At 56.7% G+C, this 24,327-nt stretch carries 38 protein-coding genes, 1 tRNA gene and 1 pseudogene; 13 read left to right on the top strand and 27 right to left on the bottom strand.

What is annotated here, in order from left to right; translation table 11 throughout:
- Positions 1 to 61: 61 nt before the first annotated feature.
- Positions 62 to 224: pseudogene (locus U5A08_RS15620) on the top strand (penicillin acylase family protein); the annotation flags it as partial.
- 214 nt (positions 225 to 438) lie between these two features.
- Positions 439 to 512: transfer RNA gene (locus U5A08_RS15615), tRNA-Cys, on the top strand.
- A gap of 100 nt (positions 513 to 612) precedes the next feature.
- On the opposite strand, the gene U5A08_RS15610 is transcribed toward U5A08_RS15615, so the two are convergent.
- From U5A08_RS15610 to U5A08_RS15580, 7 genes are read right to left on the bottom strand one after another with little or no spacing between them, the layout of a single operon-like run.
- Positions 613 to 1,662, bottom strand: coding sequence for a tyrosine-type recombinase/integrase (locus U5A08_RS15610; protein ID WP_321847348.1), 1,050 nt, complete (start codon positions 1,660 to 1,662; stop codon positions 613 to 615).
- A gap of 1 nt (position 1,663) precedes the next feature.
- Entirely contained in the window at positions 1,664 to 1,906 is a 243-nt protein-coding gene (locus tag U5A08_RS15605) for a DUF4224 domain-containing protein (protein ID WP_128191380.1), read from the bottom strand.
- Between the two features lie 2 nt (positions 1,907 to 1,908).
- Entirely contained in the window at positions 1,909 to 2,130 is a 222-nt protein-coding gene (locus U5A08_RS15600; protein ID WP_321847347.1) for a hypothetical protein, read from the bottom strand.
- A 49-nt stretch (positions 2,131 to 2,179) separates the two neighbouring features.
- Positions 2,180 to 2,536 carry a hypothetical protein gene (locus U5A08_RS15595; protein ID WP_321847346.1) on the bottom strand — a complete coding sequence of 119 codons (357 nt, stop codon included), beginning with the start codon at positions 2,534 to 2,536 and terminating at the stop codon, positions 2,180 to 2,182.
- Between the two features lie 49 nt (positions 2,537 to 2,585).
- Positions 2,586 to 2,942: a hypothetical protein gene (locus tag U5A08_RS15590; RefSeq protein ID WP_321847345.1), complete on the bottom strand. Its 357-nt coding sequence runs from the start codon at positions 2,940 to 2,942 to the stop codon at positions 2,586 to 2,588.
- Positions 2,939 to 3,538 (bottom strand): ASCH domain-containing protein, encoded by a 600-nt coding sequence (locus U5A08_RS15585; protein ID WP_321847344.1) that lies wholly within the window; start codon positions 3,536 to 3,538, stop codon positions 2,939 to 2,941. The genes U5A08_RS15590 and U5A08_RS15585 overlap by 4 nt, the downstream gene beginning before the upstream one ends.
- 4 nt (positions 3,539 to 3,542) lie before the next feature.
- Entirely contained in the window at positions 3,543 to 3,854 is a 312-nt protein-coding gene (locus U5A08_RS15580; protein WP_321847343.1) for a hypothetical protein, read from the bottom strand.
- Between the two features lie 127 nt (positions 3,855 to 3,981).
- Between U5A08_RS15580 and U5A08_RS15575 the strand changes: the two genes are divergently transcribed.
- Positions 3,982 to 4,314 (top strand): hypothetical protein, encoded by a 333-nt coding sequence (locus tag U5A08_RS15575; protein ID WP_321847342.1) that lies wholly within the window; start codon positions 3,982 to 3,984, stop codon positions 4,312 to 4,314.
- A gap of 99 nt (positions 4,315 to 4,413) precedes the next feature.
- Positions 4,414 to 4,620 (top strand): hypothetical protein, encoded by a 207-nt coding sequence (locus U5A08_RS15570; protein WP_321847341.1) that lies wholly within the window; start codon positions 4,414 to 4,416, stop codon positions 4,618 to 4,620.
- Between the two features lie 288 nt (positions 4,621 to 4,908).
- On the opposite strand, the gene U5A08_RS15565 is transcribed toward U5A08_RS15570, so the two are convergent.
- Positions 4,909 to 5,589, bottom strand: a complete 681-nt coding sequence (locus U5A08_RS15565) for a phiTE_072 family protein (protein WP_321847340.1) — start codon at positions 5,587 to 5,589, stop codon at positions 4,909 to 4,911.
- A 49-nt stretch (positions 5,590 to 5,638) separates the two neighbouring features.
- On the opposite strand from U5A08_RS15565, the gene U5A08_RS15560 reads away from it, so the two are divergent.
- Entirely contained in the window at positions 5,639 to 6,463 is an 825-nt protein-coding gene (locus U5A08_RS15560) for a DUF2971 domain-containing protein (protein ID WP_321847339.1), read from the top strand.
- A 31-nt stretch (positions 6,464 to 6,494) separates the two neighbouring features.
- On the opposite strand, the gene U5A08_RS15555 is transcribed toward U5A08_RS15560, so the two are convergent.
- The gene (locus U5A08_RS15555) at positions 6,495 to 8,579 is read right to left on the bottom strand and encodes a DNA cytosine methyltransferase (protein ID WP_321847338.1); all 2,085 of its coding nucleotides are present in this window, start codon (positions 8,577 to 8,579) and stop codon (positions 6,495 to 6,497) included.
- 47 nt (positions 8,580 to 8,626) lie between these two features.
- On the opposite strand from U5A08_RS15555, the gene U5A08_RS15550 reads away from it, so the two are divergent.
- Positions 8,627 to 9,280 (top strand): hypothetical protein, encoded by a 654-nt coding sequence (locus tag U5A08_RS15550; RefSeq protein WP_321847337.1) that lies wholly within the window; start codon positions 8,627 to 8,629, stop codon positions 9,278 to 9,280.
- Position 9,281: 1 nt separating this feature from the next.
- Here U5A08_RS15550 and U5A08_RS15545 read toward each other — a convergent pair whose 3' ends face one another.
- Positions 9,282 to 10,049, bottom strand: coding sequence for a phosphoadenosine phosphosulfate reductase domain-containing protein (locus U5A08_RS15545; protein WP_321847336.1), 768 nt, complete (start codon positions 10,047 to 10,049; stop codon positions 9,282 to 9,284).
- Positions 10,050 to 10,295: 246 nt separating this feature from the next.
- Here U5A08_RS15545 and U5A08_RS15540 point away from each other — a divergent pair, with 246 nt between their 5' ends.
- Both U5A08_RS15540 and U5A08_RS15535 read left to right on the top strand, forming a co-directional pair.
- On the top strand, positions 10,296 to 10,994 hold the full coding sequence (locus U5A08_RS15540; protein ID WP_321847335.1) for a hypothetical protein: 699 nt from the start codon (positions 10,296 to 10,298) through the stop codon (positions 10,992 to 10,994).
- A gap of 118 nt (positions 10,995 to 11,112) precedes the next feature.
- Entirely contained in the window at positions 11,113 to 11,547 is a 435-nt protein-coding gene (locus tag U5A08_RS15535) for a hypothetical protein (protein ID WP_321847334.1), read from the top strand.
- On the opposite strand, the gene U5A08_RS15530 is transcribed toward U5A08_RS15535, so the two are convergent.
- The 13 genes from U5A08_RS15530 to U5A08_RS15470 all read right to left on the bottom strand — a co-directional run bounded on the left by U5A08_RS15530 (position 11,540) and on the right by U5A08_RS15470 (position 17,823).
- Entirely contained in the window at positions 11,540 to 11,866 is a 327-nt protein-coding gene (locus U5A08_RS15530) for a hypothetical protein (RefSeq protein WP_321847333.1), read from the bottom strand. The two genes, U5A08_RS15535 and U5A08_RS15530, sit on opposite strands and share 8 nt — an antisense overlap.
- Before the next feature lie 81 nt (positions 11,867 to 11,947).
- Positions 11,948 to 12,409, bottom strand: a complete 462-nt coding sequence (locus tag U5A08_RS15525) for a hypothetical protein (RefSeq protein ID WP_321847332.1) — start codon at positions 12,407 to 12,409, stop codon at positions 11,948 to 11,950.
- Positions 12,406 to 12,648: a hypothetical protein gene (locus U5A08_RS15520; RefSeq protein ID WP_046382944.1), complete on the bottom strand. Its 243-nt coding sequence runs from the start codon at positions 12,646 to 12,648 to the stop codon at positions 12,406 to 12,408. The genes U5A08_RS15525 and U5A08_RS15520 overlap by 4 nt, the downstream gene beginning before the upstream one ends.
- A 2-nt stretch (positions 12,649 to 12,650) precedes the next feature.
- Positions 12,651 to 13,313, bottom strand: a complete 663-nt coding sequence (locus U5A08_RS15515) for a lambda exonuclease family protein (protein WP_321847331.1) — start codon at positions 13,311 to 13,313, stop codon at positions 12,651 to 12,653.
- Positions 13,313 to 14,302, bottom strand: coding sequence for a RecT family recombinase (locus U5A08_RS15510; RefSeq protein WP_321847330.1), 990 nt, complete (start codon positions 14,300 to 14,302; stop codon positions 13,313 to 13,315). The genes U5A08_RS15515 and U5A08_RS15510 overlap by 1 nt, the downstream gene beginning before the upstream one ends.
- A gap of 53 nt (positions 14,303 to 14,355) precedes the next feature.
- The gene (locus U5A08_RS15505) at positions 14,356 to 15,483 is read right to left on the bottom strand and encodes a coiled-coil domain-containing protein (protein WP_321847329.1); all 1,128 of its coding nucleotides are present in this window, start codon (positions 15,481 to 15,483) and stop codon (positions 14,356 to 14,358) included.
- Between the two features lie 57 nt (positions 15,484 to 15,540).
- A complete protein-coding gene (locus tag U5A08_RS15500; protein ID WP_321847328.1) occupies positions 15,541 to 15,768 on the bottom strand; it encodes a hypothetical protein in 228 nt (75 codons plus the stop codon).
- Positions 15,765 to 15,995 (bottom strand): hypothetical protein, encoded by a 231-nt coding sequence (locus U5A08_RS15495; protein WP_321847327.1) that lies wholly within the window; start codon positions 15,993 to 15,995, stop codon positions 15,765 to 15,767. The genes U5A08_RS15500 and U5A08_RS15495 overlap by 4 nt, the downstream gene beginning before the upstream one ends.
- The gene (locus tag U5A08_RS15490; RefSeq protein WP_321847326.1) at positions 15,973 to 16,239 is read right to left on the bottom strand and encodes a hypothetical protein; all 267 of its coding nucleotides are present in this window, start codon (positions 16,237 to 16,239) and stop codon (positions 15,973 to 15,975) included. The genes U5A08_RS15495 and U5A08_RS15490 overlap by 23 nt, the downstream gene beginning before the upstream one ends.
- 19 nt (positions 16,240 to 16,258) lie before the next feature.
- Positions 16,259 to 16,495, bottom strand: a complete 237-nt coding sequence (locus U5A08_RS15485) for a DUF551 domain-containing protein (RefSeq protein WP_321847325.1) — start codon at positions 16,493 to 16,495, stop codon at positions 16,259 to 16,261.
- A 21-nt stretch (positions 16,496 to 16,516) separates the two neighbouring features.
- Entirely contained in the window at positions 16,517 to 16,813 is a 297-nt protein-coding gene (locus U5A08_RS15480) for a hypothetical protein (RefSeq protein WP_321847324.1), read from the bottom strand.
- Between the two features lie 557 nt (positions 16,814 to 17,370).
- Complete coding sequence (locus U5A08_RS15475) at positions 17,371 to 17,568, bottom strand: hypothetical protein (RefSeq protein WP_321852234.1); 198 nt, start codon at positions 17,566 to 17,568, stop codon at positions 17,371 to 17,373.
- Between the two features lie 66 nt (positions 17,569 to 17,634).
- Entirely contained in the window at positions 17,635 to 17,823 is a 189-nt protein-coding gene (locus U5A08_RS15470) for a hypothetical protein (protein ID WP_003212725.1), read from the bottom strand.
- Positions 17,824 to 18,571: 748 nt separating this feature from the next.
- On the opposite strand from U5A08_RS15470, the gene U5A08_RS15465 reads away from it, so the two are divergent.
- Positions 18,572 to 18,889, top strand: coding sequence for a DUF1654 domain-containing protein (locus U5A08_RS15465; protein ID WP_321847323.1), 318 nt, complete (start codon positions 18,572 to 18,574; stop codon positions 18,887 to 18,889).
- Between the two features lie 79 nt (positions 18,890 to 18,968).
- Positions 18,969 to 19,796, top strand: a complete 828-nt coding sequence (locus tag U5A08_RS15460; protein ID WP_321847322.1) for a hypothetical protein — start codon at positions 18,969 to 18,971, stop codon at positions 19,794 to 19,796.
- A gap of 75 nt (positions 19,797 to 19,871) precedes the next feature.
- On the opposite strand, the gene U5A08_RS29930 is transcribed toward U5A08_RS15460, so the two are convergent.
- From U5A08_RS29930 to U5A08_RS15445, 4 genes are all read right to left on the bottom strand, one after another.
- Positions 19,872 to 20,282, bottom strand: coding sequence for a VOC family protein (locus tag U5A08_RS29930; protein WP_425262804.1), 411 nt, complete (start codon positions 20,280 to 20,282; stop codon positions 19,872 to 19,874).
- Positions 20,283 to 20,662: 380 nt separating this feature from the next.
- The gene (locus tag U5A08_RS15455) at positions 20,663 to 20,881 is read right to left on the bottom strand and encodes a hypothetical protein (RefSeq protein WP_321847321.1); all 219 of its coding nucleotides are present in this window, start codon (positions 20,879 to 20,881) and stop codon (positions 20,663 to 20,665) included.
- Between the two features lie 190 nt (positions 20,882 to 21,071).
- On the bottom strand, positions 21,072 to 21,332 hold the full coding sequence (locus U5A08_RS15450; RefSeq protein WP_321847320.1) for a hypothetical protein: 261 nt from the start codon (positions 21,330 to 21,332) through the stop codon (positions 21,072 to 21,074).
- Between the two features lie 216 nt (positions 21,333 to 21,548).
- Positions 21,549 to 21,767: a hypothetical protein gene (locus tag U5A08_RS15445; protein WP_321847319.1), complete on the bottom strand. Its 219-nt coding sequence runs from the start codon at positions 21,765 to 21,767 to the stop codon at positions 21,549 to 21,551.
- A 160-nt stretch (positions 21,768 to 21,927) separates the two neighbouring features.
- Here U5A08_RS15445 and tnpA point away from each other — a divergent pair, with 160 nt between their 5' ends.
- The 3 genes from tnpA to tnpC are packed head-to-tail and all read left to right on the top strand — an operon-like array spanning position 21,928 to position 24,159.
- On the top strand, positions 21,928 to 22,251 hold the full coding sequence (gene tnpA / locus U5A08_RS15440) for an IS66-like element accessory protein TnpA (protein ID WP_321847318.1): 324 nt from the start codon (positions 21,928 to 21,930) through the stop codon (positions 22,249 to 22,251).
- Complete coding sequence (gene tnpB, locus U5A08_RS15435; RefSeq protein WP_157900781.1) at positions 22,248 to 22,583, top strand: IS66 family insertion sequence element accessory protein TnpB; 336 nt, start codon at positions 22,248 to 22,250, stop codon at positions 22,581 to 22,583. Before tnpA ends, tnpB begins: the two co-directional genes overlap by 4 nt.
- A gap of 49 nt (positions 22,584 to 22,632) precedes the next feature.
- On the top strand, positions 22,633 to 24,159 hold the full coding sequence (gene tnpC, locus U5A08_RS15430) for an IS66 family transposase (RefSeq protein ID WP_321847317.1): 1,527 nt from the start codon (positions 22,633 to 22,635) through the stop codon (positions 24,157 to 24,159).
- The last annotated feature ends 168 nt before the right edge of the window (positions 24,160 to 24,327 follow it).

Here is a 24,327-nt window from a genome sequence, read left to right as displayed (position 1 = left end):
ACAGGTTGTCAGAATGTGTAACGGTGGCGATCAGCGCTGGGAGCGTCCTGGTGTGAGGCAGGCCCAAAGCGTGCTGACATTCTCCCTTGTCCAGCAACCCCGCATCGAAATATGCAAAGGACCAAACACGCGCATTCTCCGAGAAAAACCTCCGCCCGCTGCCCATCACCGAAGCGCAGATCAAGGCCGATCCGCAGTACCAATCGCAGGTCATCAAGGCGTAGGGCAAACACGCAAGCCCTTGATGCCAAGGCAGAATATTTTTTGAAATCAAGGGGTTGCAGGCAAAAGCAAATGAGTACATAATGGCGCCCATCGAACGCAATGAAGCAATAAAAACTTCAATGTATTCAATGAGTTAGAGTAGAGGCGCGCTTCGCATAGCCCACTCAAGTTTGTATGCGGTGAGTGCCAGCAACCAGGGCATTGATCGTTTGAGGCCGAGTAGCAAAATGGTTATGCAGCGGATTGCAAATCCGCCTACGCCGGTTCGATTCCGACCTCGGCCTCCACTCTTAGAAACCCCGTAGATTAGCGTCTACGGGGTTTTTTATTGTCTGTGGGAAAGTGCTGGAGTTCCGAAACTTTAGGGGGTGGAGTTCCGAAACTAGCTCATTTTGAAGGTTGCGCGACCGCACCGATGCGACGGTACACGCGCTTGGTGATCTCCTGTTCCGAGTGCCCGAGGAGGAGGCTGGCGTCTGCGATATCTGTAATTTCGGATGCCGCCTTCGGTCGGATATCCTTGAACTGAAACTGTTGGATCTTCTCCGCGTCATCAACTCGTCCCTCACTGGCGGCCAAGGAGCGAGCAGCTTCTCGGGCGTCATCCCACCGGTTACGCAGCATTTGTTGAGACACGCGCATCCCCGTCCTGCTGAGGATGAAGTGCTGCGAGTTGTGCTGACTGTTTCTGGCCATGATGTCCTCAATGAGCAGGCCGAGGGTGTTCTTCACGCCGCCTGCCTGCATTTGAATCCTTAGGCGCTTGCCTGTTTTTCCCTGCTGCACGGTTAAGTAATCCCCTTCGATATCCCCCCGCCTCATTGCGATCACGTCTGCCGGGCGCTGGCCTGTCAGATACGCCAAGTCCATCGCGTCCCTAAGTTCTTGTGGGGCTTTTCCATAGACGGCGCTCCAAACCATTTCATTGGCGTAGTAGTCGCGGACCTTCTCTTTATTCTTTCTGACACCGGCGCAAGGATTTTCCCGATCCGTAAAGCCCCATTCTCGCGCCATGTTGTAGACGTGGGAGAGCAGGGCGATCTCTCTGTTTGCTCTGGTCTTCGCCGTCCTGGCGTCCCGGTACTGTGCAACCATGGAGGGGGTGATTGCATCGATGGGCGCTGCCTCGAACCCTTTGCGCAGGTGCTTGAGCTCTGCCTTGTTGTCTTTCTGCGTCCGCGGCGCTTTCTTCGGGATGATGTCTCGCTCGTACCTGTCAAAAATTCCCTTCATGATCTTCAGGTCTGCCGGCTTTGCCTTGGACTCAAGTTCTGCCCATTTGAGCCTGGCCTTGTCTAGATCTCCACCGAGAGACAACTCCTTTCCGTTTGCATCTCGATAGTAATACCCGACCCACACCGTACCGTTCTTGCGTGGGCGCTTGCGCCGCACCATACCTGGCGGCAAGTCCCTGTTTTCTGTCTTGCGGGGGCGCATATCAGTTCACTCTGGAAAAGTCTGGCGTCCAAACCGGTCGTGCCGGCGGCGGATTGTTTTCGACGATGGTGGGGCTGACCATGCCCAGTTTCATGCGGGCAAACATGCGACCCACCAAAGGCCGACCGCCGCGACTCTCGACGAATACCCAGTTTCGGTCCTTCAGCCACTTGCGCTGGTGGGCGCGGTGTTTGTAACCGGTCAGGTCGGCGAGTTCATCGTCCGACAGAATTTCTGCCTGCATAACTACCTCCCGCCGCCCGCTGTGGGCCGCGCTGTCTTGATGATGTGGATGACCAGGCCGAAGGTGATCAGCATCCAGGCGCAGGTGCCGGCGAATGCGCCGAGTAACGCTTCGGTGGTGCCGGTGCTGAGCAGGTCGGGCCCGAGCCAGGCGAGCCAGTAGCCGGTGCCGGCCAGGTACAGCAAAGCGCCCAGCAGGATCAGGGTTAGTTTCGTTGCGAACATGGGGTGTCCTTGCCCACCGCTCACCGGCAGGCATGTAGGGGGATTGGGGTTAGGGCTTGGCTTTCGAGGCCCGCTCGCAGTCGGCGGCCAGCTTTAACAGGTTGCGGGTAGTCGGCTTGAACCCTTCGGTGTTGGGGTAGCGCGCGAGCTGGTGGCCGTGCGGGTATTCCTCAAAGGGGCCATGCCACGGCCAGTTCGATTTCCAGTCAGCCCAGACCGTGTAGGCATCCTGGCCGTCGCCCCAGTAGTCCGTGCCACCGCCAACTGAAGGCACGTTGCTCACACGCGTGTTTTGCTCATAAGCCAGTTCGGACGGCTCGTCCTTGTCGATCCAGGCGCGTCGGTACAAAGCGGGGTGGGTCCGTACCAGGAGCTTGCTCAGCTTCTTTTCGGTGCGGGCTTTCATGGCCTCGGCCCCTTGTAGATGAAGACGTAGACGAACCAGAGGGTGGCGATCATGGCGTCACCCTTTCAGCCGCCTGCAGTTCGGCGTGGAGCTCGGCGGCCAGGCCAACCGGCCACCAGTAGCGCGCACGCTGATAATCCGGATAGCTCTCTTCGCGAATCGCCAGGCCCTTGCGGCGAAGAGCCTTGAAGGTGCTCAGCACTGACGGCGCAGAGGTGCCCAGGCGGTGCGCTACCTGATAGCTCAGGCCGCCCATTCCGAAGACGCAGGCCACGTCACCAAGAGCGATCTTTCGGAGGTCTTCCTGGTGCAGATACGCTTGTTTATCAAGATATTTATAGGCGTTTTGGCGCCCAATTTTGCGCAGCTCATCGAGGACGAGTTGCTGTTTCTCTGTGACCTTCATTGCATCACCCGCTTGAACTCGACCACCCAGACCCATGGGTTAGCGTCCCAGTCGCCGCCGACGGATTGCCACAGATCGCGGAAGGCGGGCACCGGGTACTTGTGGCAGGCGCCACCTTCGTCGCTCGCACACCACTCACGTAGCGGGCCTCGGTGAACCCCTTCGGCTGCGGCCTGCTCGTAGGTGATGTCCTGCAACCGCTCGACGCGCACGTCGGTGATCTCCATCAGGATGCGGCTATCACGGCGGAACATATGGATGCTTGGCTTCCAGCGGATCTGGCTGGCAGGCGGGATGTTTTCCAGTCCTGGCGGCAGGCAGGAAGGGTAGGTGGCGCCGAAGGTCAGATAGCCCGGATCGTCATTGCCGACACGGGCCCAGGTCTCGCGCACCCACAGCCGCTGCCCCGGCACGCCATACGGGCAGTTGTTGCGTATTTCCTCCAGCCCGATTTCATTGCCGGAGAGCTCGCAACCGACCGCGCGGTCAATGAATGGAAACTTCACCGCCCGGCGCGTGACCGTCTTCCGGCCTTCCAGGATGGCGCGCACCATCGGCGCCGAGAACAGGATGGGGCGTTCTTTGATCGGGGTCATGAGCTCACTCCGTACCCATCAGGTAGGTGGGCTCAGTTGCTTCGGCCAACCAGTCGCGAAGGCATCCACATTCAGCGTGCGGCGGATCCTCGTCCGTCCACTGCCGATCAAGCATGGTTTCGCTGGTCAATTCGACGTCCCAGTCTGCGTAGTCGACAGGGTCATCGCCGTTCATCTCAGCCAGCACGCGCCGGGCTTCATCTTCGCTGGTTGCAGCTACCCAGTCTTGATCGCCGACGCTGTAGCAGCGCAGATCGGGGCGTGCGGGTTGGGCACCGCTCAGTTCGAACTCAGGGCTTTGGTTTTCAGTGGTCATGACTTCGTCCTTGCCGCTATAGCGGCTGACTTTGAAGGGGGAGGGGCAAATAAATATTTGTTGCTTGGTATTTCGTTCAGATTTGTACAGGTCGCATAATCGCCGCCTAAATATCAGGGCGACATAGATGAGAAACAGAGGCAAGGTTTTCTGGGATTGGGCGGATCCCGCTCTTCATGCTCGCTCCGTTGATGAGCGACGGGTCGATGGCACGGCGCTGAATGTGCAAGTCCGGATGTCTCTTCTTGGTAGAACTCAGTTGTTCATCGGTGTCTACGGTGATGATGGCGCAGTGATTTCAGAAGAGGCATTTGATTCCCTGCCCGACGAAACGATGACTAAGGCCTTGGCGTGGGGACTTGAGCGGGCAAGGTTAAGCCCCCCTAGCTCGATCCGCTCAATTAAGAGCGCGAAGCCCGATAGGCTACCAAGGGCGGGGTCAAAGCAAGCGAAAGAGTAGCTGGTCATCGGCATCTCGGAACGTTTACCTACACAGTCTGTCTTTCACTTGACAGTTACAACACGGAGCTTCCGGCTAGATCTGTCGCAAGGTGAGTGTATGAGCGATATGGATGATTTTAGATTCCGGTCCCACGAACTATTGGTAGCGCTTGATGCCGCCACTACCAAAATGATGATGATGGTTGTTTCAAAGAAAGTTTCTGGACCGGATTGGGAGGAGGTCGCCCAAAAGCATCACGACGCTTTCGAAGCGTGGAACTCTTTCCTTAATTCCTCCAATACACCACCAAGCGATCAACACTGACCTCAGTCCCGCAGAGCGATAGCTGGTGACTTTGAGGGCGGGAGGGGGGGACGACCCTGGACGAGATTGAGGGTTATTGCTAGATATCATATGTCGCGCATGTATTTCAGATATGTGTTGTTGAAGTACTTTGCCGGCGGGCGCTTTATTACGTCATTTGAGCGTGCCCCTTAAGCTGTGGGCAGTGATTTAGTGGGTCGAAGTAGTTAGCTGCGAGTTAAACAACTCCCTTCCTCTGGGCTAGTAACTCAACGCCTTGATCCACTGATCACATCCTCGCCCAGTCGCTCATACAGCCTCCCTTGTTGCCCGATCATGGGCATTCACAACCGTCATGCCGGCCTGTTGTTCCTGGCGCAGCGCCTGCTGCACTGCCTCGACAACCCGACGCAGGTACGTGAACTTGTGGTTTTCCTCGACCGCCTTACCGTCGAGCGGGTAGTGCCATTCCTCACCGAATAGCTCGGTCAACAATCTGCTCTGGTGCCAGCATTCGTTCGGGCTCTCGATACTGCGCAATGAGTCGATGTCGTGCCAAAGCGCGCGGGCCTCGCTCTTGCTCAGCTCGCCCAGCTCCCATTCGTGGCGCCCGGTCTGTTGCCGGCGGCGCTGTACGACGCACTTCTTGGCCAGTGCGTGCAGCGCGTCTCCGCTGAACACGGTTGAGCTGATCCCGCGATCCAGGCAATTCAGCACATAGTCCCAACCACAGTTCGTGACGAACTCGGCGACGGTGCGCGGGCCCATACCACCCCAGTACGCATTCCAGCTGTTGTCCCAGCAGTTGATGGTGATCTTGCCCTGGGCTGTTTGGTAATTCGGGTCGGATTCGGTTGGGCAATCACGTCGGCCGAAGTCCTCGAGGAATACGGTGATCTGGTCCAGCCGTGGCGCGCCGGTGATGACCAGCTTCGTGACTGTCGAGCGCTCAACCTGCAGCGGCTCTGCCGTTTTGTTTTCTGTGGGCATGGGAGTACCTCGACGGTATATTGTGCGGATATTAATGTTGGAGATTAAAATGCGGCTTTTTCACTACACGGATGTCAATGCCGTCAAGTCTATTATTGAAAATGGAAAAATGTGGCTGACAGATTCTCGATTTCTGAATGACTCTCAAGAAATGCATGATGGGGTAGAAAGAATAATTAATTCTTTAGAACATCAAAAGAAACACTTCTCTCATAGGCGTGAATGTTTAGAGCTTGCTGCTAGATACTTAGCGCAGGATCTCGGACTGGGACCATATTTTAAGTCTGAAAGACGTCCCGTGTACGTTTGCTCATTCAGCGAACAAGGCGATTTATTGAGTCAGTGGAGAGCTTATGGGAGCTATGCTGTTGAATTTGAATCGGATGATATTCCTCTACATCTAAAATCTTGCGTATATGATGTTGACGAAAAAAACACGCAGGCATCACATGGAGCTTTGGATGCCCTGGAGGTCGTTGCAAATGAGATGAAAGACGACGGACTTTGTGGTGCTCCAAGTTTTGAAGCAGTTGCAAATCTTGTGTCACTAGCTGCAACATTCAAAGATTCCAGCTTTTCAGAAGAGCGCGAGGTCCGCCTAGTACTTGGTCACGATAAGGACCCGATGTTCAATCAACGGCTTAAAGTTTTGTTTAGGGCTAAAGGGAATTATTTGATTCCGTATGTCGAGCAAGAGATCCCCGTTAAAGCGATAAAGGCAATACATGTCGGGCCTATGCGAGACCAGGAGCTTGCTTATATCTCAATGAGCGCCTTCGTCCAAAGTCAGTCTCTAAGTAGTAGTATTTACGCTGACAGTAAGCAGCATTGCGTCAAAGTCATTAACTCTGCGATACCATACAGGGCACCTTAACCGGGTAAGCCCGGGCGGTAGAGTTGTGGTGTTATGCGGCCCGGGCTTGACGTTCTTCGGCGCGCCATGGATCGTTGGCCCGCGCCAGCGCGGCCATCGGCGGCGGGCTGACGCTGTTGCCGCACATGTGCACCTGTTGGGTCTTGGTGAACGGCTTGCCGTCGGCGCCGTGGCTGATGATGTAGTCGGCCGGGAAGCCCTGGGCCTTGTACAGCTCCGTGGGTTTCAGCATCCGCAGGTAGATGTCGACGATCACATACGGGGTGCCTTTCACCATAACGGTGACCATGGCGAGGCGGTCCTTGGTGGTGATGGTCGGCGCCGGTGAATCGCAGGCGCTGATGTTCTCGGTGCCGTAGTAGCTGATCAGGAAGGCAGCGACCCGGAGGGCGCCGGCTTCGTGCTCTGGCGAGAGGGTGAGCGACACCATTGAGCTCTTGCCGCCTCCACCGGCAGTAATGGTCGGCGCCGGATCCTCCAGGCCCTGGCCAACACTTCCGCCGAATGCCCGCTCCATGAATGCGCTGACCAACCCGTGGTGCTGGCCGCCGGCGCTGACGGTGTGCAGCGGGTCTTTCAAGTCGCGCGCATCACAGTTGCTGCGCAAGTGGACCAGGTTCGCCACTGCCAACTGCTGCTGACTGCCGGTGTTGGTCACCGTGGTCATCGGCTCGCGCATGTCCTTGGCGTGCGTGGTGTTGAATCCGCCGTTGGCCTGAATCATCACCGCGGTGCTGATGGACTGGCCGCCGCCGCTGGCTGTAACGGTGCCGATCGGCCCGCATATATCGTTCACCCCATGGGAGCGGCGTTTGTTTGCGCCAGAACCTTCGCCGTGCCCGGCCTGGACGATGCAGGCCGATGCAATCGCACGGTGACTGCGAGTCATGAGCGTGCCGATCGGCTGGTCTGCTGATACCGGGTGCCCGGCATAGACTGGGCCGCCGGCGCCGACCATCACAGGGCTGATCAGCGTCAGTTCTCCGCGATTGGCACACGTAACGGTCGGCAGCGGATCGAGCGGGTCGTTGATCCTGTCGCTGCCCTGGTGCGTTGCCGGGGCGATGATCGGACTGACCATCGAGAAGGCGCCGCCCTTTGGGTATGAGGTGACGGTACGCAGCGGCTCGTCGGCAGACTGCACTGTTTCCCCTGACCAGTTGGCGATCGGTACAATGAATGGCGTCGCGCTGTCGATGACGAACTTCTTCATGCCCTTGGCGACGCGGCGCAGGGTGGCCGGGGCCAGGTCTTTCTTGCGGCCGAATATGCTTTTGCCCAGGTCGGTGAAGTCGATGCAGTCAGCAGCGGTTTTCCACTTTTGCTGGCCCTTGGTGGGGTTCTTGGCGTGGGTTGGCTCCGGCCACACAATCGGCTGGCCGTCGCACCGGGCAATCATGAACAGGCGTTCCCGGCTGGTCGGCGCGCCGAAGTCACAGGCCTTGATCACCTTCCATTCGACGACATAGCCCATGCCTTCCAGCAGGGCCACGAAGCGGCGCCAGGTGCGGCCGCGCTGCTTCGGGTCAGGCACCAAGAACTGGTTGGAAACCGGCACCTGCTCGCCTGGCGACGCCACTCGGTTGGTGGTCGCTCCCTTCTTGGTTGGGTGCGGAATCTGGTCAAGGGTAACAACGCGGCCGGTGGCCTTGTCGCGCTTGGCGATCAACCGTCCCCACTGCAGGATCTGTTTCACGTTCTCAAGGCTGATCACCCGGGGCCGCTTCTTGCCTCCCCACTTCAAGCCGATCCACGACAGGTTGCGGATCTCGCGCTTGCGCGGTTGGCCGCCGGCTGCCTGTGAGTGGTGCGTGCAGTCCGGAGACATGTGGAACCAGCCCACAGCCTTGCCGCCACATTCGGTGTCCGGGTCACCTTCGAACACGTCGGTGGTGAAGTGCTGGGCGCCCGGGTGGTTGACGGTGTGCATGCTGATCGCCTGATGGCTGTGGTTCTTCGCCACGTTCACCGCGCGGCCCAGGCCAATTTCCAGGCCGGTACCAGCGCCGCCACCACCACAGAAGAAGTCGACAACGATCTCATCGTCCTGAGGGTTGAAGCCGAGTCCGTATTGGGTTTTGAAATCGAAGGGGTGTTTCTTCTGTTGTGCGGACATGGGGGATCCTCGCCGGTATAGTTCGGCCAATTTTCAGGAGGTTGATGATGTCGATTTGTTTAGCGATCACGGATGCGGACTGGGCGCTTACTAAGGATGTGTTCAGCGTCATTGGTACAGTCGTTAGCGCAATTGGTGTCGGGCTGGCGGCCTGGGTCGGGTTTTCTGGTCTGGCTACATGGCGCAGACAGAACAAGGGGACGTCAGATCACGACCTTTCCAGGAGGCTACTTATGGATATTTACAGGCTTCGAGATGGCATTGGGCATGTAAGGAACCCAGTAATGTTTGGTAGCGAAGGGGGAGCAGAGGAGCAGGGGCAGAACCTGAACTTCCAACAAATCAATTACAGAGCCACCGTTCGCGCCTATCAGAAACGCTTCGCTATGGTTGATGAGGTCCGCGCACGCCTGGACACATCGCTAGTGGAAAGCGAGGCCGTATGGGATGGAGAGGTTAAATCACGCTTCGCCGTTATTTTTAAGCTTCAGCACGAACTGGTAATCAACGTCCGCAGCTATTTGATTACGATGAACCCGGACGAGAAGGATGATACCGTTCAGGCGTATGTGAAAATCTTGGCTAAGCGCAGAGATGTACTCTACGAGTCCCCGCTTGAAGGTGAAGACATCTTCAAGACGGAACTAGATGCCGCTTTATCCATGATAGAAGACTATCTAAGGCCTAAGCTCATTAAGTAGGTCACTCGCATAGCCCGTAGGCTGAAGAGCAGCTTTTCTGGCTGTCGGTGCGGGCGATCAGGTCGACCATGTCGAACTGGCGTCCGCCACGGGCGGTGTTGCTCCAGTCGACGATCCTGTCAATTCCGTGCGTGACGGCGCTCACCTTGTCATCTGACCGGACGGTGGGGTCGGTGACGGCGGTGAAGAACGTAGCGGAGCCGCGCTTGCTGGCGATGCTCACCAGTCGCTCCCACTCACGTACCCGGTCTACTTCTTCTGGCCACCTGGCGGCTATCTGCCTGAGTTCGTCTTTCGCGCACATGATGCAGGGCATGCACCCCACGCGATTGCAGCCTTGCAAGTAAAGCGGGTTCGGCTTGATTCCGGCCGCGCGGTGAGCCTCGAAGACTGAATCAACCGTCCACTTCAAGATGGGCCGGTAGTTGAACAGTCCGCCTCCAACCTCATCGCACTCTGGTAAGTACTTGCGGGCCGGCGACTCATCGGCCCTAACACCTTGCCAGGACAGCAGCATGTTCTCTCCGTTCATTAGGGGCAGGTAAACCTGCTCGATTATCGGGTTTCGCTTGAGCTCATCAGTGCAAAAGCGCGCTTTGGTGCTGGGGAATCGGCCTTTCCACAGGCACAAGTCCAGGAATGGGTTGCCGGTAGGGTGCAGAACTTCCAGAGCACCCAGTACCACGGATTCCGCTACGCCTTTTTCGCGCCATTTTGTCTCGATGAACTTCCGCTTGCCGGCGATCTGCCTTGAGAAGTCCGCCTTCACCCAACGGATGGGAACGCCGGTGGCTTCGGCCAGGTAGTGGATGTAGTCGCCCTGTGTCAGCCACTACAGCGCTGAGGTTCGGCACCTCCAGCTCGCGGGCGACCAGCAGCGTAGCCGTGCTGTCTTTACCGCCGCTCATGCTGACGATGTTGTGAGTAGGCATAGGGGGTCCTCGCCGGCTGGCGTGATTCGTTGATATGGGGTATTACGGGTGACCGGCATGGAGCCGGATCTAGGAGAGGTGCTGTGGGGAAAAAACTAGAACTGTGGGGTGCTCTCGGAACGGTCAGCTACTTGATAGTTATATTTATAAAGGTGTTTCTAAACTTTGACGATTTTCAGGCTCTGAAGCTAAACGAGTTAGGTGATTTTCTGGCAGGGGTGTTTGGCCCAGTAGCTTTTTTCTGGCTGGTTCTTGGCTTCCTTCAGCAGGGACGCGAGCTAAAACTAAGTACAGATGCATTGCAGCTTCAGGCTCAGGAACTTAAGAACTCAGTAGAGCAACAATCAATAATGGCAGCGGCTGCTACCCAGCAAATTGAATCGCATAGAGCTGCTCTATTGTTACAGGAGCAGGAGCGTGATCGCGCAATATCTCCAATCCTAACCTCGAGGACGGGTACCCGCCAAGGCGGTGGACCGGATTGTGATATTCATACCTCGATTCAGATTCATAATGCAGGGGAAGAGGCTAGGGATGTAGTTATCTCATTTGATCCATCTATTGCAAGTGTTTCGTCCGTTGATCTCGGAAAGCTAACTAGGGGGGCAATTAGTAAAGTCATTGATTTCGTGTACCCGTCTAGCGAGGAAGATAGATTAGGTATTTGCACTATAAAATACCTCCGTGCTGATGGTAAGTTGATTGAAGAAAGACATGATTATAGGATTCCAGTAGAAAACCCCTTTGTATTTATTCAGAAGCATATAACTGCTCAGCACTAGATCGTGCGAGGATTTCTCGGAGCCGCCCTCCGGTTACCGGATGCAGCGAGCAGGATGGAATTTTGGAAAGGATAAGGTATCAATCCGCACCTTGGATTTGAGCCTATAAGGAGCACTGATGCGACACAAGATTTTTTGGCGCTGTATAGCAATGACTTTGTTCAGCTTCACGCTGACCGGGTGTATTCATTACGAACACAAAAGTGCAGAAGGAAAATCAAACTCCGAAATCGCTACGATTCAGCAGTTCGACAAATCTTTGACGATATTTAAGATTGACGACGATCAAACTCTTTATTGGCTGAGCCGCCAAAGCGAATACCGGCTGGGTGCAGGCAGGCATAAGATTCAAGTTCGTAAATTTATTACCGCGGAACAGCAAACTGCTCCGATTGAAATGACTGTTGATCTGGTAGGCGGCCGTACTTATGGGCTCTATGGGATCTCTTCGCTATCCTGGTGGAGATACGAGGTTCGTGACGTGGAGACTGGGCAGCCAGCAGATGTTGCGGATCCTGTTGCCAACGCAACGCCTCCGACATCGGTTAAATAAATGGCTCGATAATCTCGTCACCCGGGTCTTTCTGGATGGCAAGCAGGCTTTTGTTGCGGAATTCCCGCGCCACGTTTTCCGATATATGGATTTTGTGGCGCGGAGGATCAAGTAAAAACTGAGCCTTTGAGCCAAGCGCATGCAGGTGATGAATCATCAGCGTCATCGCCTCACCTTGCTCAGTAATGCCTGACCACTCCATCAGGTCGGCCAGGGCCTGACGGGTGCCGGGGCGAACCCTGAGCCTCAATTCCTCTTCGGCATTCGCCACGCGCTTCCTGGCAGTTTTGGCCGAGCGCTCCTGTACTGACTTCGCCATGCCCTACCTCTTCTATTCCGCTGGCCGGCAGTGCAAGCCAGGTTGGTCGGCGTCTCGCGCCGACCTGTTTGTGGATTCGCTTCACGCTGCGACCTTCTCCTGGTGCCAGGCGCCGACCGCTTCGAAGATCCGCGCGGCATGCGCCTCGTCCAGCGACATCGCTTCGGGAATCGCGATCCAGCCCGAAGCCACCATCTGGCTTTGGTTGGCCTCGTCGCGCAGCTTCTTGTAGCAATGCTCGATCACGTCCTCCAGGTGGTCGGAGAGGTAGACGCCATCGGGCGCGACCTCCACCGACTTGCTGTAGCGGTCGCCGCGGGCGTCGATGCAAAGCGCGCTGAGGTAGATCGTCCAGCGGTGGGGGATACCGCAGACGGCCTGGCCAATCTTCCCGGGTGCGATGTTCTTCAGCGACTTGTAATTGATCATGCCCTGGCGGCCACTGGGGCCGATGTTCACCACCGCGACGTGGTTGGTAGCCAGCAGTGAGCGGCACGACCGGGCGATGCGCGCCTGGAGGTTGTGTGCCTTGCGCTTGCTCATAATGCCTCCGCGAGTTTGCGCAGCGCATTACGCTCGGCCCTTGAAATAGGGGGCTTGCGGCGCTTCAGGATGGTTTCGGGGTCAATCTTTTCCGAACGCTTGGCGGGGTCTGGATTAATCACCGGGCTTTTACCGATGGTGTATTTCCCACCTGCTGCCAGGTGTTGCTGGACCTGAAAGGAAAGCTCCAGGGCTTTCGCACGCCGAAATTCGATGTCTGATTTTAGGTTGCTGATCATTATCAGGCTCCTAAGCGATGGGCTTGCGCCCGAGCTTTGTCTGCCACCTCATCAACCATGCGATTCAGCTCTAGGTTGAACTGGACCAGCTCTCTATGCAGGTTGGCGATGTAGTCTTCGTCGCGGTAAATCGTCTCGATATAGAGCTGACACTCTTCATCTTGGCGAGAATCAAAGGACAGGAAGTCCCACCATTTGCGGCCCGTAACGAACATGCAGCCTTGGACCTGCGGCATGTGTTCCTCGGGCATGCCTTCGAGCCAAGTTCTGACGTGTATCGCTTCGTTGAAGGGGCACTTCGATTCGGTACCGCCGTCATCGTTGATAAGTCCGTCTGGCGAACATCCAAGCCAGTCGTACTTCGGGTGGACGATGAACTCTGACGGTATGACGATGTTGCCCGTCAGCATCTCGTAGGCGTCTTGGGCCTTTTGTTCTTCGGTGTGGCCCCACTTTAAAGAGGCGCTGCTGACGTTGTGCTTGGACTTCTTTGCCAGCCGCTCGAAGCAAAGCTCACGCATGTACGAGGTGCGCGCGCCCATAGGCTCGCGCTTACCATTTTTGTCAGGCTTCCCCCAGGCCATCACGTCTTTAAAGCGGCTGGCTGTCACGCGACCAGATCGGTCCGCATGCCACTTTTCTGTGCCCTGAAGCTCAGTTCTCACTACGCAGCCTCCTCTGAATGGGACTGGTCACCGCTGGGGCCGGTTATATCGGTAAAGTCGGCATCGACGGTAGCCGCCAAGCCTTTTAGGGCTTCGTGGCATTCCAATCCGATCGCTGCGCGCTGCTTCGGCTTGAGACCTGCCCAGGCGGCCGCGTAGGCGTCGATGTCCTGTTGCTTTGCAACGACCAGGAGGTCTGCGAATACACCGTCTATTTCCGGTGATGGGGATTTGGGGCCGAACGAAACGCCAGCAGCGGCAGCGATGTTTGCGGCTTGTTTGGTGGGAGTGATATCAATCTCGCCGCCGTATGAATCCTCGAATTCATCGGGCGTATAAACGCCAAGGATCACGTCAGGACAGAAGAGGCGTGCCCATTTTTTGGTCACCAAGTAGGCGATCTGTTGTTTGGGGTCTTCCGCCCAAAGCGTAGAGTTGCGCGTGCGGACCTGGGTCAGCAGAAGTTCCAGAATGCGCGGCTCGTCTTCGCCCCGGAAGGTCGCCCAAACCTTGATGCCGAGCCCTTTTTCGTCGTCAAAGCTCCAGGCAGGAACGCGATATTTTTTAAACTCGCCAGTGTCCTCATCCTTCTTGGTCTTACTGGTAACTTCGCGCATCTTCCCGATGACGTTTTCCCAAGCGCCGAACCATTCAAAGTTCAATCGACCTTTGACCGGCGCCTTGGCGGTGATCACTGCGTTAACGAGCTGCGCCTCATAGCTCAATGCGCCGCCGTTAACGATGAACGTTTTCTGTGCCACAGCGAAGGGGTTCATTTGCCACTGCATTGCTTGAAGCACTACCGCCATGCAGTCGGCTTGGTTCCCCTTAAGGTGTTTCGGGACGGTTGTCACTCCCTTCGACATCATCAGCGCGAGGTCGCTCATCGACCGCATTGTGCCTGGGTCGAGGATGAGCGCGGCCGCGTTGTGCGATGGATCGTGATAAGTGGCGAGGCCGGTTTGTGCTTGGGTGTCTGTATCGGTCATTGCGCTCTCCGTGGCCGACGTGGAGTGGGTCGGCCGGCAGATGGAAAGGATGGTTAGAAGCGGGTGGCGCGTAGCCAATCGCGGGCAGTGGCGATGGTCACATCGAAGCCGAGTGCTACAACCTCGACAATGTCGTCAGCCGGGGGAGTGGCCGGGTCCACGTCGATGGGTTCAACGGATACGGCAACCACGGCAACAGGCGCGGTTTCAGCTTTCTTAACGATTGGAGCGGCGGTGACAGCCGCCACGGGCGCAGGCGCGGCAGCCTGGGCGCGCAGACGGACCAGCTCTTCCTGGTCGCGTTGATACTGTGCCTCGCGCTCGCGCTGCTGACGTTGCTGCGCCTCCATGTCGCGGCGCTGCTGGTCCAGTTCGTCCTGCTGCTGCTTCAACCGCTTGCGGTCTTCCTCTGCTCGCTGCTTGCGTAGCTCCTCGGCTTCGGCATCGGCGATGCGTTGTTTCTCGCGCAACTCATCCAGTTCTTTCTGCTGGGCCAGCAACTTGGCAGCAGCCTCTTCTCGCTCAGCGGCAGACTTGAGCAGCGCTTCCAGTTGCTCAATGGCGTTGTCACGAGCGATGGTGCCTTCGGCTTCAAATTCGCCATATTCTTCGGGCAGGATCACCGACTCTTTGACACCCTGCAAAATGCTGGAGACGTCTGCGGCGCTGCGGCTCGCATAGGCGGCAGCGACAGAACTGAAGCGGTTGATTTTTGCCCGGATGGCTTCGATGCGTTCTTGCTCCAGGCGCTCTTTCTCGGCCTTGGCGTCGGCGACGCGCTTCTCTTCGGCCTTGATGGCTTCGTCGATGGGCTCTTCAAGCACGAGGACGCGAGCCTTAAGCGCTTCGCCAAACTCCTTGACCTGATTGACTCGGGCCTGAGCGTCTTTGACCTTCTGCTGATATGGCACCAGCGCCGTCTTGGTGGTGTTTGTCAGGGCATAACGCACGTCGCGGATATCGACGCGAACCTCCTTCGCATTCGCCAAACCTTCGCTCGTCGAGCAGTCGACGACCAGCTTCGCGTAAGTTGTTTCCAGGCGAACGATTTGCTCCTCGTGTGGCCGATACTCCGCGATGTCGGTGACGGCGACAGCAGGGGCAATGGACTTCTTGGATTCTTCGGTTTCGCTCGCTTGGAGCGATTCTTGTGCGATTGCTTGGTTGGTATTTTTGGACATGACGATCCCTCGCCGCGCCAGGCGCAGCATTGAAAGTGTTGTGGTGGGGTGGTGCCGTCAGGCGGCAGAAACGAGCGATGCGTTGTAGTCGGCGTAGATTTGGTCGATGCGCGCCCTGTAATGCCTATGCTCGGCGTCATTGATCACGCGCAGCATGAAAGCCAGGGTGACGCACGATGTGGCAGCCGCACTTGCATTGGGCCTACCGAGGTCGCGGATCATGTTTTCGATCTCTCCCTCGATCCAGTTCACGGCGTTTAGGTGGTCCCGCTGAGTAGCATTCATTGATCGCCTCCTGCCGGCGGACATATCGCCTCCATCTGCGCCATCGTCAGCCCAATCCGCAGCTTGAGGCTGGCGCGCTCCTTGATTCGTTGCTCCTCGCGTCCTGCCAAGTCCTCTGCTGTGTACTCGTGGAATAGGTCGGCGTGCTGCTTCTTCCCAAAGTTCGGCAAGTCCCAGCGCCTGTCGGATTCCCTGGCCTGAGCGCTATCCGCGTAACTGGTCGGCATGTAGGCACTCCAGGCGCCGAGCGAGGGCGCAGGCTTCGTTGTGGTTGCGGCGGAACCCGATGACCTTGCCGGTACGGCTGTCCACCACATGGAAGAAGTTGCGGCCTGCAGGCTTCACCATCATCCGGAAGGTGACCGCCGGCTCAGGTCGCCCAATCAGCCGGTAGAACTCGGCGGTGGCGATCCGGGAACGCTGATGCAGGTTGTCGACGATGTCGCGACGTGATTGGATGCTGTGGTGCATGGTCACCTCCAGGATGGTGTTATTCGGTGGGCGGAGCGGGGAGTGGCTGCCAGTGGGTTGGCCAGTACAGCGGGTCTATCCAGTAATCATCGTTTTCAATGTTGTCTTCATCAGCGAACGGATGAAACTGATCATCCATGAACGTAAACGGGACAACGATTAGGCGTAAGCCCGACTGGTTAAAGGAATGAAGGGCGCACAATCCGTGCTCCCCATCTGCTGGCAACCTGTCGCTTACCTTGATCCAATCGCTCATGGCGACCTCCAGTGTTTGGGGTTAGGCGGTGGCTTTGGCTGCGATTAGCTGCTTGGCCTCTAGCTCTTCGTCGAATGACAGAAGGTGAGGCGCTACTAGGTAAAGGTTGAGCAATCGTTCGCTTTCATCCGTTGACCATGTCTGGTCGGCTAAGCGTTCTTCGTCGGACTTGGCATAAGCCAAAAGAGCCGACTCGATAACTCCACTCATGGCTCTGCGCTGGATGCGACCCATTACGTCGAGCATGTACTTAACGCGAGGGCTGATTCGAACGCCGATTTGGGCGCTCCTGGTTTTTACGCCAACCTTCTTGGCCATGACTCTCTCCATTCGTTGGTTCACCTGTATTCGTCAACACTCATGCCTCCCGCTGGTTGCCGATGGTCGCGGGGTGAGTGCTGACGTAATAGAGGTGGGGAAGGGTGCAGGCGCCCGGCACTGCCCGGGATGTGTCGAGTCTGGCCAGCTATGCCCTCGGACTCGCCTGCGGTGCTCTTCTTCATTTGGGGTGGGCCTACCTTTCGACCGATGCGCGGTGACATCGTCGGCCCTGCTGTCCGCTGCCTGTCAGGGTGATGGGCGAAGCCTTCAGGCTTGCTACGCCACGCGGGTGAATCGTTGATCTACTTCATGACCGTATCTCCTGTTGTTCGCTCACTGGGAAGGCAGTGGCCACCTATTGAGTCTGCATCGGAGATCGCTCGAATCTGTCTGGCGAGTAAACCGTCTTCGCCGCGTTGTTCGTCGCTCTGGCTCGGGTAAAGGTGGCCACCCTGCTATCTCGGGGCAGTCAGCCGAGCGATCTCCGATACAGCCTGCGCTTCGGCACGCAGGTGACCGGGCAGTTAACGACAGGCTGTCGTGGCGCTGGTTGTTCAGACGGCGCGTTCCAGCTCGCAGCATTGTTCGTAATGAGCTACTGCGATTGGCATGTGATAGCTATCGAGAGGCCACTTGCTGACTTTGCAGCCTTGACCTGCGGGGCAATGAAACACGAACAGCTCACCCGCCTCTTTGTCCATCTGCATGCTCACTTGGGCGCCGCTTGTGAAGTCGTCTTCGATGATGATCATCTCGTCTTGCCCTCGGTTGTTTTCCCAATGCCCACCGCTCTGGATGGGCATCAGTGAAAAGGTCCGTCAGCCTTCGCAGCCCATCTGGTAGTTGCTTGCATGCTCTGCGCTGCAAAACGACAACTCTCGAGTGCGAAGCACCTGTCGATTGGTGTATGGGTCGCGAGTGCGGTCGTGAATGTTGCGGCGCACCACCTTTTCGGCTGGCTTGCCGCAGTACGTGCACTTCGTCTGTGTTGCTGCTGCATCGGTCATCGTGTTGCCCTCCGTTGATTTCCAATGCCGCCTCATAGAAGCGGCATCAGCAAATCTGTGGAGCCCAGGCCCGCTACTGGCGACAGCCTGGGTTTGTTGCGTCAGCGATGTATGGCCCGTTGCCCGCTGCTGATTGCAGGGCTGGCCGGTCGTCTTCGTGGGTGGGCGGCGAGCTTCCTCCTCACGGCGTCAAACAGCATCTGTTCGCCGTGGATCACAGGTCCTTACAACATGCACGCTACAGCTCTGAGTGCCATGATTGAGTGGGGCAGGGTGCATGAGGTCCGGCGTTCCCAGCCGAGGCTATCGGGACCGCTAATTCGATTCGGTATCTCTCCCTTCTACCGCTAGGATTCGCGGGGCGCATTGCTTGCCAGGTCGTTCGCGCAGTTCGAGCGTTTCGCTCTCGATCAGCCGTACAGGGTTCTCCTGTCGTGGGCGGGCTATCTGACCCGTCTGATCGCCGGTCGCCGGTAGAGGCAATGCGGTCTGTTGGTATTCCTGTATTGCGCTGACTGTTAAAGAGCGGTTCAGGCCCTGAGGCCCTGGCGAGTCCCTGTTGGGTGACTCGATGGAGCGAATATGAACTAACGGTTCACATATCGTCAAGTACCATAAGTACATATTTCTCTCTTAGGTACAGAAATCCAGAAAATCCAGACGATGGTAGTAGGGGTATTTACCGAGAACCTATGGCTCGCTATGATTTTGCTAGTACTGGATGGATATACAGTTTAAGGGGTTTGAAATGGCAAAGTCTCAAAAGCAACCGAAACCGGCAGCGCGCCAGGAAATGAGCGGAGTAGAGCGCCTAGGGTTGCGTGTCTCTTCCATGATCAATCACCCGGTGGCGCAGGCGCAGCGCTGGGTGAAGATCCATCGCCTGGATACGGACGGGGATCGGGAGTGGGAGGAGGTACTGGGCGTGATCGCCGACACGGACGAGCTTGAGTTGACGCTCAACGACGACGGCAGCGTGACGGTGAGGTGGGAGCAGCAAGAAGTTGAAGCGGTGGGTAGGGTAGAGGCCGAACTCGAACCTGAAGAGGAGCCAGCGCCTTTCTGATAGGCATTGAAAAGCCCGCGCCGTTGGGCGTGTGATGGCGATTTGATAAGATGGCGAGATCTATAGGGAGAAGGGATTCATGAGGAAAATCGTTATTGCGACCGCGGTGGCTGCTTTGCTTTCCGGGTGCGGCCAAGCTGATAAGGAAAATGCTGCCAGGCTTCAGCAGGAGGTAGGTAAGCTACAGGGAGAGGTTAGCTCATTGCGCGCAGAGCTTGATGCTGAGCGAAATGGCCCGGCCAGAGCGCTTGCGAAGGCGAAGAACGAGATTTCTGAGGCGTCTTTGACTGCTGCAAAGAAAACCTTATCTGATTTGGTCTCCCGCTTCCCTGAATCACCGCAAGCCCAGGAGGCGAAGTCTTTGTCAGCCGAGACGGATCTCAAGATCGCCGCTGCCGAGAAAGCCCGGCAGGTTGAGGCTGCAAAGGCCGCAGAGGAATACCGCAAAACGCTTGCTCGCCTTGATGCCAATTTGATCAAAAGAACCGATGAAATTAAGGGCGTGACTTGGATCTCACACAAAGCCGTTCCCGTGCTCGACAATTATATGTCTCTGTACTTCGGCGTGAAGGATGGGTCTGCGGCGGCTTATCCCCTGCGCATGAAATTTAACTACTACGCCGATAGCTGGCTGTTCGTTCAGAGCGTAACCATCAAGGCCGATGATCAGGTTTTTGATCTGGGCAAGATAGACTTTGAGCGCGATAACGCCGCCGGGAGTATCTGGGAGTGGTCTGACTCAAGGGTGTATGACATGGCCATGCTGAATAAGATCTTGTCAGCTAAGAAGGTGGTTATTCGCTATGACGGGCGCCAGTACTACCACGACTTCGTTCTCCCGGAGTCGCAGAAGACAGCAATGAAGGAAACACTGCTGGCCTGGCAGAGATACGGCGGAAAGGCGTAACTGGCGGGGAAGGGAAGGGCAGATACAAGAAGCCCGGCGCTGGGCCGGGCTTCAAGCAAACACCGAGAATCGCATCTACCCAGGCAAGTGCAAATCGCCACGATGGACTATGTGCACTTTATTACCATCCGGGTCACGCAGGTAAGCGCCATAGTAGCCGTCCCCATAGTGCGGGCGTGGCCCTGGTGAACCTGTATCAACACCGCCATTGCTAAGGCCTGCGGCGTAGGCTTCATCCACAGCGTCTGCATGTGGCGCGGAAAAAGCCACCATACTCCCATTTCCCGCCTCGGCCTCTTTGAGATCGTAAGGGCAGTAAACATAAAAGCGAGGCAAGGGCCTGTTGGGGTTAACCCAGCATGCGGAAGCAGGCCCTCCATCGGGGGTTACAACCCGGCGGCACAGCCCAAGAGGGATCAATATGGCGTCATAAAACGCGGCAGCCTGATCAAGATCGTTTGTTCCAACGGTGATGTGACTGAACATTCGCGACTCTCCATCACTTTTGATGTGGGAACTCTATCGTCCCATTTTGTACGCTGAGGCGGACAGCCACCATTGGTCGCCCATAGTGCCATCTTGCTGAACGACCCCTGCAACCTGGCTCATACTCCCGAATATGATCATTAGGGGCTATCAATGAGAGAGGCGCAGCGGGGCCTGGCCCTCACAGGCTGGCGCGAGCTTTCTGCACTGGCTGGAAGTCGAATGGACGCAGAGGTTAAATACTTCGAATTGCTGAGGCGGGCTGACGCCATGGAGCGAGCCGACCTCATCACAAGTGATGAGTGGAGAAGGCTTGTGCAGCACGCCGGAGCATTACTTTGCAGCACTGCACAATGTATGGGCGGGCCGGGGTAGGGTGGTCAATCCGGCTCCTGCGCCTTCAGTCTGGCCAGGCCCTGCTTGATATGTCCGGCGTTCTCCCCAATCGCTTCAAGGGCGCCTCGGACGTTCTGGCCTGCATCCGTATGGCCTTGGCTTTCGACGAGCAACGTCAACTCCATCAGCGCAGCCTCAAGGGCGAGCTGGTTCTCGTAGATTCTTTCAAGGGTATCGGTGAGGGAGTATTCGTGGGAGGGCATTGCTTGTCTCCATTCGATGGTGCAATGAGCGTAGACCAGGCAAGCGCAGCAATTCCAGACAAATCGCATACAAAGAAAAGCCCGCGATGGGGAGTGCGGGCTGAAGGGTTTTCACTAGGAGCTGGGTTGAACCATAAACACTCGAATGTGAATAGGATGTGAATATGCCGAGTGAAGGCTTAGAGGTTCATTACGCTAGTTTAGAGCCGTCTCTACGAGACACTTGCCTAGAAATCACCATCTCCTCAAGAATTTCCCGAACGAGTTTATTGACTCCTGCGGCCCCGTGATATTGAGTGCGGTCAACATTCACAATGGTGAATTGAGCAGAGTCTGGCCCAGTCACATCTACCGACAACGTTCCATCAACTTTTAAAGCGCATGTGATCGAACAGTTCGGCAAGCGCTTAGCGAGAAGCGCCTCGATCTGCGCTCTGTTCAGGGTATCCATTGGAGTTTCCAGGCCGGACGAATGAGCCTTAAAGGCTAGCTGTTATGAGCAATTCGTAAATGATGGCAGATTGATTGTATTTGCTGAAAGGCCTGAGCAACGCACATCGAAATTCACAGTTCCGAGGGTTATAAGAACTCCTGCGCCGGTCAGGTCCTTGATGCAAGTTGCCACGTCCGTGTCGGATGACTTCATGGTGCTGAGTGTGCGATGGGATCAGTGGAGCGCAGGGGAAAAAAGTGCCTTGGCGGCCTCGTCCAGCTGCCTCTCGATCTCAATCAGTTCGGCTTCTTTAATACCAATCGCGCTTTTGTAGATGCCCGCCATGAGCTGCAGCAGCTCAAGGTTTGAAATCTTTGCAAGATCATTTTTCAGGTCGGGGCGCTGGCTGAGTAGAAGCGCTCGCATCTCTTCTACGCTCTTCGGCATATCCATAGGTGATCCCTCCAGAGCTCAGCTTGATTTTAGTCCAGTAGAGCGGGGCGCGGTATGGCCGTAAGCGTCTGCCAAACACACCTTCAGAATCCCCAGATTAAGGGCGATGGTGTCCACCTAAAAATACGTGGACACCGTCACCCTTAATTCAAGGAACAACATGCGCCAGCGCACCTCTTATCCCAAACCCTTCAAGGCCCAAGTTGTCCAGGAGTGCCTGAACCCTGACGTATCAATTGCCAGCATAGCCCTGCGACACGGCATCAACACCAATCTGGTTCGAAAGTGGATTTCCCTCTATCGCGACCAACAAGCTTCTACCCTACCTGCATTTATACCGTTGAAGCTTGAGGCCGCAGCGATACCGGTTCGACAGGCTGTAGCCCGCATCGATATTTCCTCCGGGCATCAAACACTCACTGTGAACTGGCCAATCTCCGACCCGGACGGCTGCGCACGTTTTATCCGCAGCCTCTCGCAATGATACGCATCGATGCTATCTGGCTCGCCACCGAGCCCATGGACATGCGCGCTGGCACCGAAACTGCGCTGGCCCGCGTGGTGGCGGTGTTCGGTGCGGCGAAGCCGCACTGCGCTTATCTGTTCGCCAACCGCCGAGCCAACCGGATGAAGGTGCTGGTGCACGATGGCGTGGGCATTTGGCTTGCTGCACGCCGGTTAAACCAAGGCAAGTTTCACTGGCCTGGTACTCATCGCGGCCTGGAAGTTGAACTCGATGCTGAACAACTGCAAGCGCTGGTGCTCGGTTTACCCTGGCAGCGTGTCGGTGTGAACGGCGTCATTACAGTGATTTAGTCCTGCCTTTGAGCTGTGGCGGATCAGTTGCTTTGGTAAAATCCACGGCATGACTTCCTCGCCCAATCTCGACCAAATGACACCCGACCAACTGCGCGCACTCGCTGTGCAGTTGCTATCGAAGGTCGACACCATGGGCCGAAAGATCCATCGTGACGAGACGATCATCGAACAGCTCTCTCACGAAATCGCCATCCTCAAACGCCACAAGTTCGCCAAGCGCAGCGAGCAGATCAGCCCGGCTCAAGGCAGCTTGCTGGATGACATGCTCAACACCGACATTGAGGCCATCGAGGCAGAACTGGACGCGCTTCGTCCTGCCACAGCGTCGGACGAAACCCGCCAAAAGCCGAAGCGTGCGCCGCTGCCGCCGCAGTTCCCACGCACCGTCATTCGTCACGAGCCAGAGAACACCCAGTGTGCTTGCGGCTGCCAGCTTCAGCGCATCGGCGAAGACGTCAGCGAGAAGCTGGATTACACACCGGGCGTGTTCACCGTTGAGCAGCATGTACGTGGGAAGTGGGCCTGCCGCCAGTGCGAAACGCTGATCCAGGCACCGGTGCCCGCCCAAGTCGTCGACAAGGGCATCCCTACTGCTGGACTGTTTGCTCATGTAATGGTGGCCAAGTTCTCCGATCATCTGCCGCTGTACCGGCAGGAAAAGATCTTTGGTCGAGCAGGCCTGGCGATCCCGCGTTCAACGCTGGCTCAGTGGGTGGGCCAAACCGGCGTACAACTCCAGCCGTTGGCGGATGCCCTTCGCGAGGCGGTGTTGGCTCAGCGAGTCGTGCATGCCGATGAAACTCCCGTACAGATGTTGGCGCCGGGAGAGAAGAAAACGCACCGCGCCTATGTCTGGGCTTACTGCACAACGCCGTTCTCGGCACTGAAAGCCGTGGTCTACGACTTCAGCCCCAGCCGTGCTGGCGAACATGCACGTAACTTCCTTGGCACGTGGAAAGGCAAGCTGGTCTGCGATGACTTCGCGGGCTACAAGGCCAGCTTCGAGCTGGGCATCACCGAAATTGGCTGCATGGCCCACGCACGCCGTAAGTTCTTCGAACTGCATGTGGCAAACAAAAGCCAACTGGCCGAACAGGCACTGCACTCAATCGGCGGTCTGTACGAGATCGAGCGGCAAGCCAAAGGCATGAACGATGAAGACCGCAGGCAATTACGTCAGAAGATAGCGGAGCCCATCGCAAAGAAACTGCATGAGTGGATGTTGGCTCAGCGCGAACTTGTGCCAGAAGGCTCGGCGACGGCCAAGGCTTTGGACTACAGCCTGAAACGCTGGGTAGCGATGATGCGCTACCTGGATGATGGTGCTGTGCCCATCGACAATAACCCGGTCGAAAACACGATCAGGCCATGGGCGCTTGGGCACTCCAATTGGTTGTTCGCCGGATCTCTGCGCAGTGGCAAACGAGCGGCAGCGATCATGAGCTTGATCCAGTCGGCACGCATGAACGGGCATGATCCGTATGCCTATCTCAAAGATGTGCTGATGCGGCTACCGACGCAGCGGGCCAATGAGATCGGACAATTGCTGCCGCATCAGTGGGTACCGGTCTGACCTATGTTACGTAAGTCAGGCTACAGCTTACAATTTGGTGTCCGCCACGTCAGATGAAGTACTAGAGTGGCGAACAACGCGAAAGGCAGTCCGATTCCCAGGGATATTTTGTGAGCCAACAGTGCTCCTGCACCACCACCCACAATAAAAGCCAGGATCAGGAAGCAG

This window comes from Pseudomonas paraveronii (assembly GCF_963681955.1).
Taxonomy (GTDB): domain Bacteria; phylum Pseudomonadota; class Gammaproteobacteria; order Pseudomonadales; family Pseudomonadaceae; genus Aquipseudomonas; species Aquipseudomonas paraveronii.
This window is presented reverse-complemented; position numbering and strand designations above follow the sequence as displayed.

Bases quoted from the DNA above. Each gene is read 5' to 3' on its own strand.
- tnpB (WP_157900781.1), top strand. From the start codon at position 22,248: ATGATACGCATCGATGCTATCTGGCTCGCCACCGAGCCCATGGACATG.
- U5A08_RS15585 (WP_321847344.1), bottom strand. From the start codon at position 3,538: ATGACCCCGATCAAAGAACGCCCCATCCTGTTCTCGGCGCCGATGGTG.
- tnpC (WP_321847317.1), top strand. From the start codon at position 22,633: ATGACTTCCTCGCCCAATCTCGACCAAATGACACCCGACCAACTGCGC.
- U5A08_RS15530 (WP_321847333.1), bottom strand. From the start codon at position 11,866: ATGGCGAAGTCAGTACAGGAGCGCTCGGCCAAAACTGCCAGGAAGCGC.
- U5A08_RS15575 (WP_321847342.1), top strand. From the start codon at position 3,982: ATGAGAAACAGAGGCAAGGTTTTCTGGGATTGGGCGGATCCCGCTCTT.
- U5A08_RS15500 (WP_321847328.1), bottom strand. From the start codon at position 15,768: ATGAATGCTACTCAGCGGGACCACCTAAACGCCGTGAACTGGATCGAG.
- U5A08_RS15610 (WP_321847348.1), bottom strand. From the start codon at position 1,662: ATGCGCCCCCGCAAGACAGAAAACAGGGACTTGCCGCCAGGTATGGTG.
- U5A08_RS15485 (WP_321847325.1), bottom strand. From the start codon at position 16,495: ATGAGCGATTGGATCAAGGTAAGCGACAGGTTGCCAGCAGATGGGGAG.
- U5A08_RS15570 (WP_321847341.1), top strand. From the start codon at position 4,414: ATGAGCGATATGGATGATTTTAGATTCCGGTCCCACGAACTATTGGTA.
- U5A08_RS15455 (WP_321847321.1), bottom strand. From the start codon at position 20,881: ATGCCCTCCCACGAATACTCCCTCACCGATACCCTTGAAAGAATCTAC.
- U5A08_RS15590 (WP_321847345.1), bottom strand. From the start codon at position 2,942: ATGAAGGTCACAGAGAAACAGCAACTCGTCCTCGATGAGCTGCGCAAA.
- U5A08_RS15605 (WP_128191380.1), bottom strand. From the start codon at position 1,906: ATGCAGGCAGAAATTCTGTCGGACGATGAACTCGCCGACCTGACCGGT.
- U5A08_RS15550 (WP_321847337.1), top strand. From the start codon at position 8,627: ATGTCGATTTGTTTAGCGATCACGGATGCGGACTGGGCGCTTACTAAG.
- U5A08_RS15565 (WP_321847340.1), bottom strand. From the start codon at position 5,589: ATGCCCACAGAAAACAAAACGGCAGAGCCGCTGCAGGTTGAGCGCTCG.
- U5A08_RS15520 (WP_046382944.1), bottom strand. From the start codon at position 12,648: ATGATCAGCAACCTAAAATCAGACATCGAATTTCGGCGTGCGAAAGCC.
- U5A08_RS15595 (WP_321847346.1), bottom strand. From the start codon at position 2,536: ATGAAAGCCCGCACCGAAAAGAAGCTGAGCAAGCTCCTGGTACGGACC.
- U5A08_RS29930 (WP_425262804.1), bottom strand. From the start codon at position 20,282: ATGTTCAGTCACATCACCGTTGGAACAAACGATCTTGATCAGGCTGCC.
- U5A08_RS15555 (WP_321847338.1), bottom strand. From the start codon at position 8,579: ATGTCCGCACAACAGAAGAAACACCCCTTCGATTTCAAAACCCAATAC.
- U5A08_RS15495 (WP_321847327.1), bottom strand. From the start codon at position 15,995: ATGCCGACCAGTTACGCGGATAGCGCTCAGGCCAGGGAATCCGACAGG.
- U5A08_RS15580 (WP_321847343.1), bottom strand. From the start codon at position 3,854: ATGACCACTGAAAACCAAAGCCCTGAGTTCGAACTGAGCGGTGCCCAA.
- U5A08_RS15525 (WP_321847332.1), bottom strand. From the start codon at position 12,409: ATGAGCAAGCGCAAGGCACACAACCTCCAGGCGCGCATCGCCCGGTCG.
- U5A08_RS15505 (WP_321847329.1), bottom strand. From the start codon at position 15,483: ATGTCCAAAAATACCAACCAAGCAATCGCACAAGAATCGCTCCAAGCG.
- U5A08_RS15600 (WP_321847347.1), bottom strand. From the start codon at position 2,130: ATGTTCGCAACGAAACTAACCCTGATCCTGCTGGGCGCTTTGCTGTAC.
- U5A08_RS15535 (WP_321847334.1), top strand. From the start codon at position 11,113: ATGCGACACAAGATTTTTTGGCGCTGTATAGCAATGACTTTGTTCAGC.
- U5A08_RS15480 (WP_321847324.1), bottom strand. From the start codon at position 16,813: ATGGCCAAGAAGGTTGGCGTAAAAACCAGGAGCGCCCAAATCGGCGTT.
- U5A08_RS15560 (WP_321847339.1), top strand. From the start codon at position 5,639: ATGCGGCTTTTTCACTACACGGATGTCAATGCCGTCAAGTCTATTATT.
- U5A08_RS15465 (WP_321847323.1), top strand. From the start codon at position 18,572: ATGGCAAAGTCTCAAAAGCAACCGAAACCGGCAGCGCGCCAGGAAATG.
- U5A08_RS15470 (WP_003212725.1), bottom strand. From the start codon at position 17,823: ATGACCGATGCAGCAGCAACACAGACGAAGTGCACGTACTGCGGCAAG.
- U5A08_RS15450 (WP_321847320.1), bottom strand. From the start codon at position 21,332: ATGGATACCCTGAACAGAGCGCAGATCGAGGCGCTTCTCGCTAAGCGC.
- tnpA (WP_321847318.1), top strand. From the start codon at position 21,928: ATGCGCCAGCGCACCTCTTATCCCAAACCCTTCAAGGCCCAAGTTGTC.
- U5A08_RS15460 (WP_321847322.1), top strand. From the start codon at position 18,969: ATGAGGAAAATCGTTATTGCGACCGCGGTGGCTGCTTTGCTTTCCGGG.
- U5A08_RS15475 (WP_321852234.1), bottom strand. From the start codon at position 17,568: ATGATCATCATCGAAGACGACTTCACAAGCGGCGCCCAAGTGAGCATG.
- U5A08_RS15510 (WP_321847330.1), bottom strand. From the start codon at position 14,302: ATGACCGATACAGACACCCAAGCACAAACCGGCCTCGCCACTTATCAC.
- U5A08_RS15490 (WP_321847326.1), bottom strand. From the start codon at position 16,239: ATGCACCACAGCATCCAATCACGTCGCGACATCGTCGACAACCTGCAT.
- U5A08_RS15445 (WP_321847319.1), bottom strand. From the start codon at position 21,767: ATGGATATGCCGAAGAGCGTAGAAGAGATGCGAGCGCTTCTACTCAGC.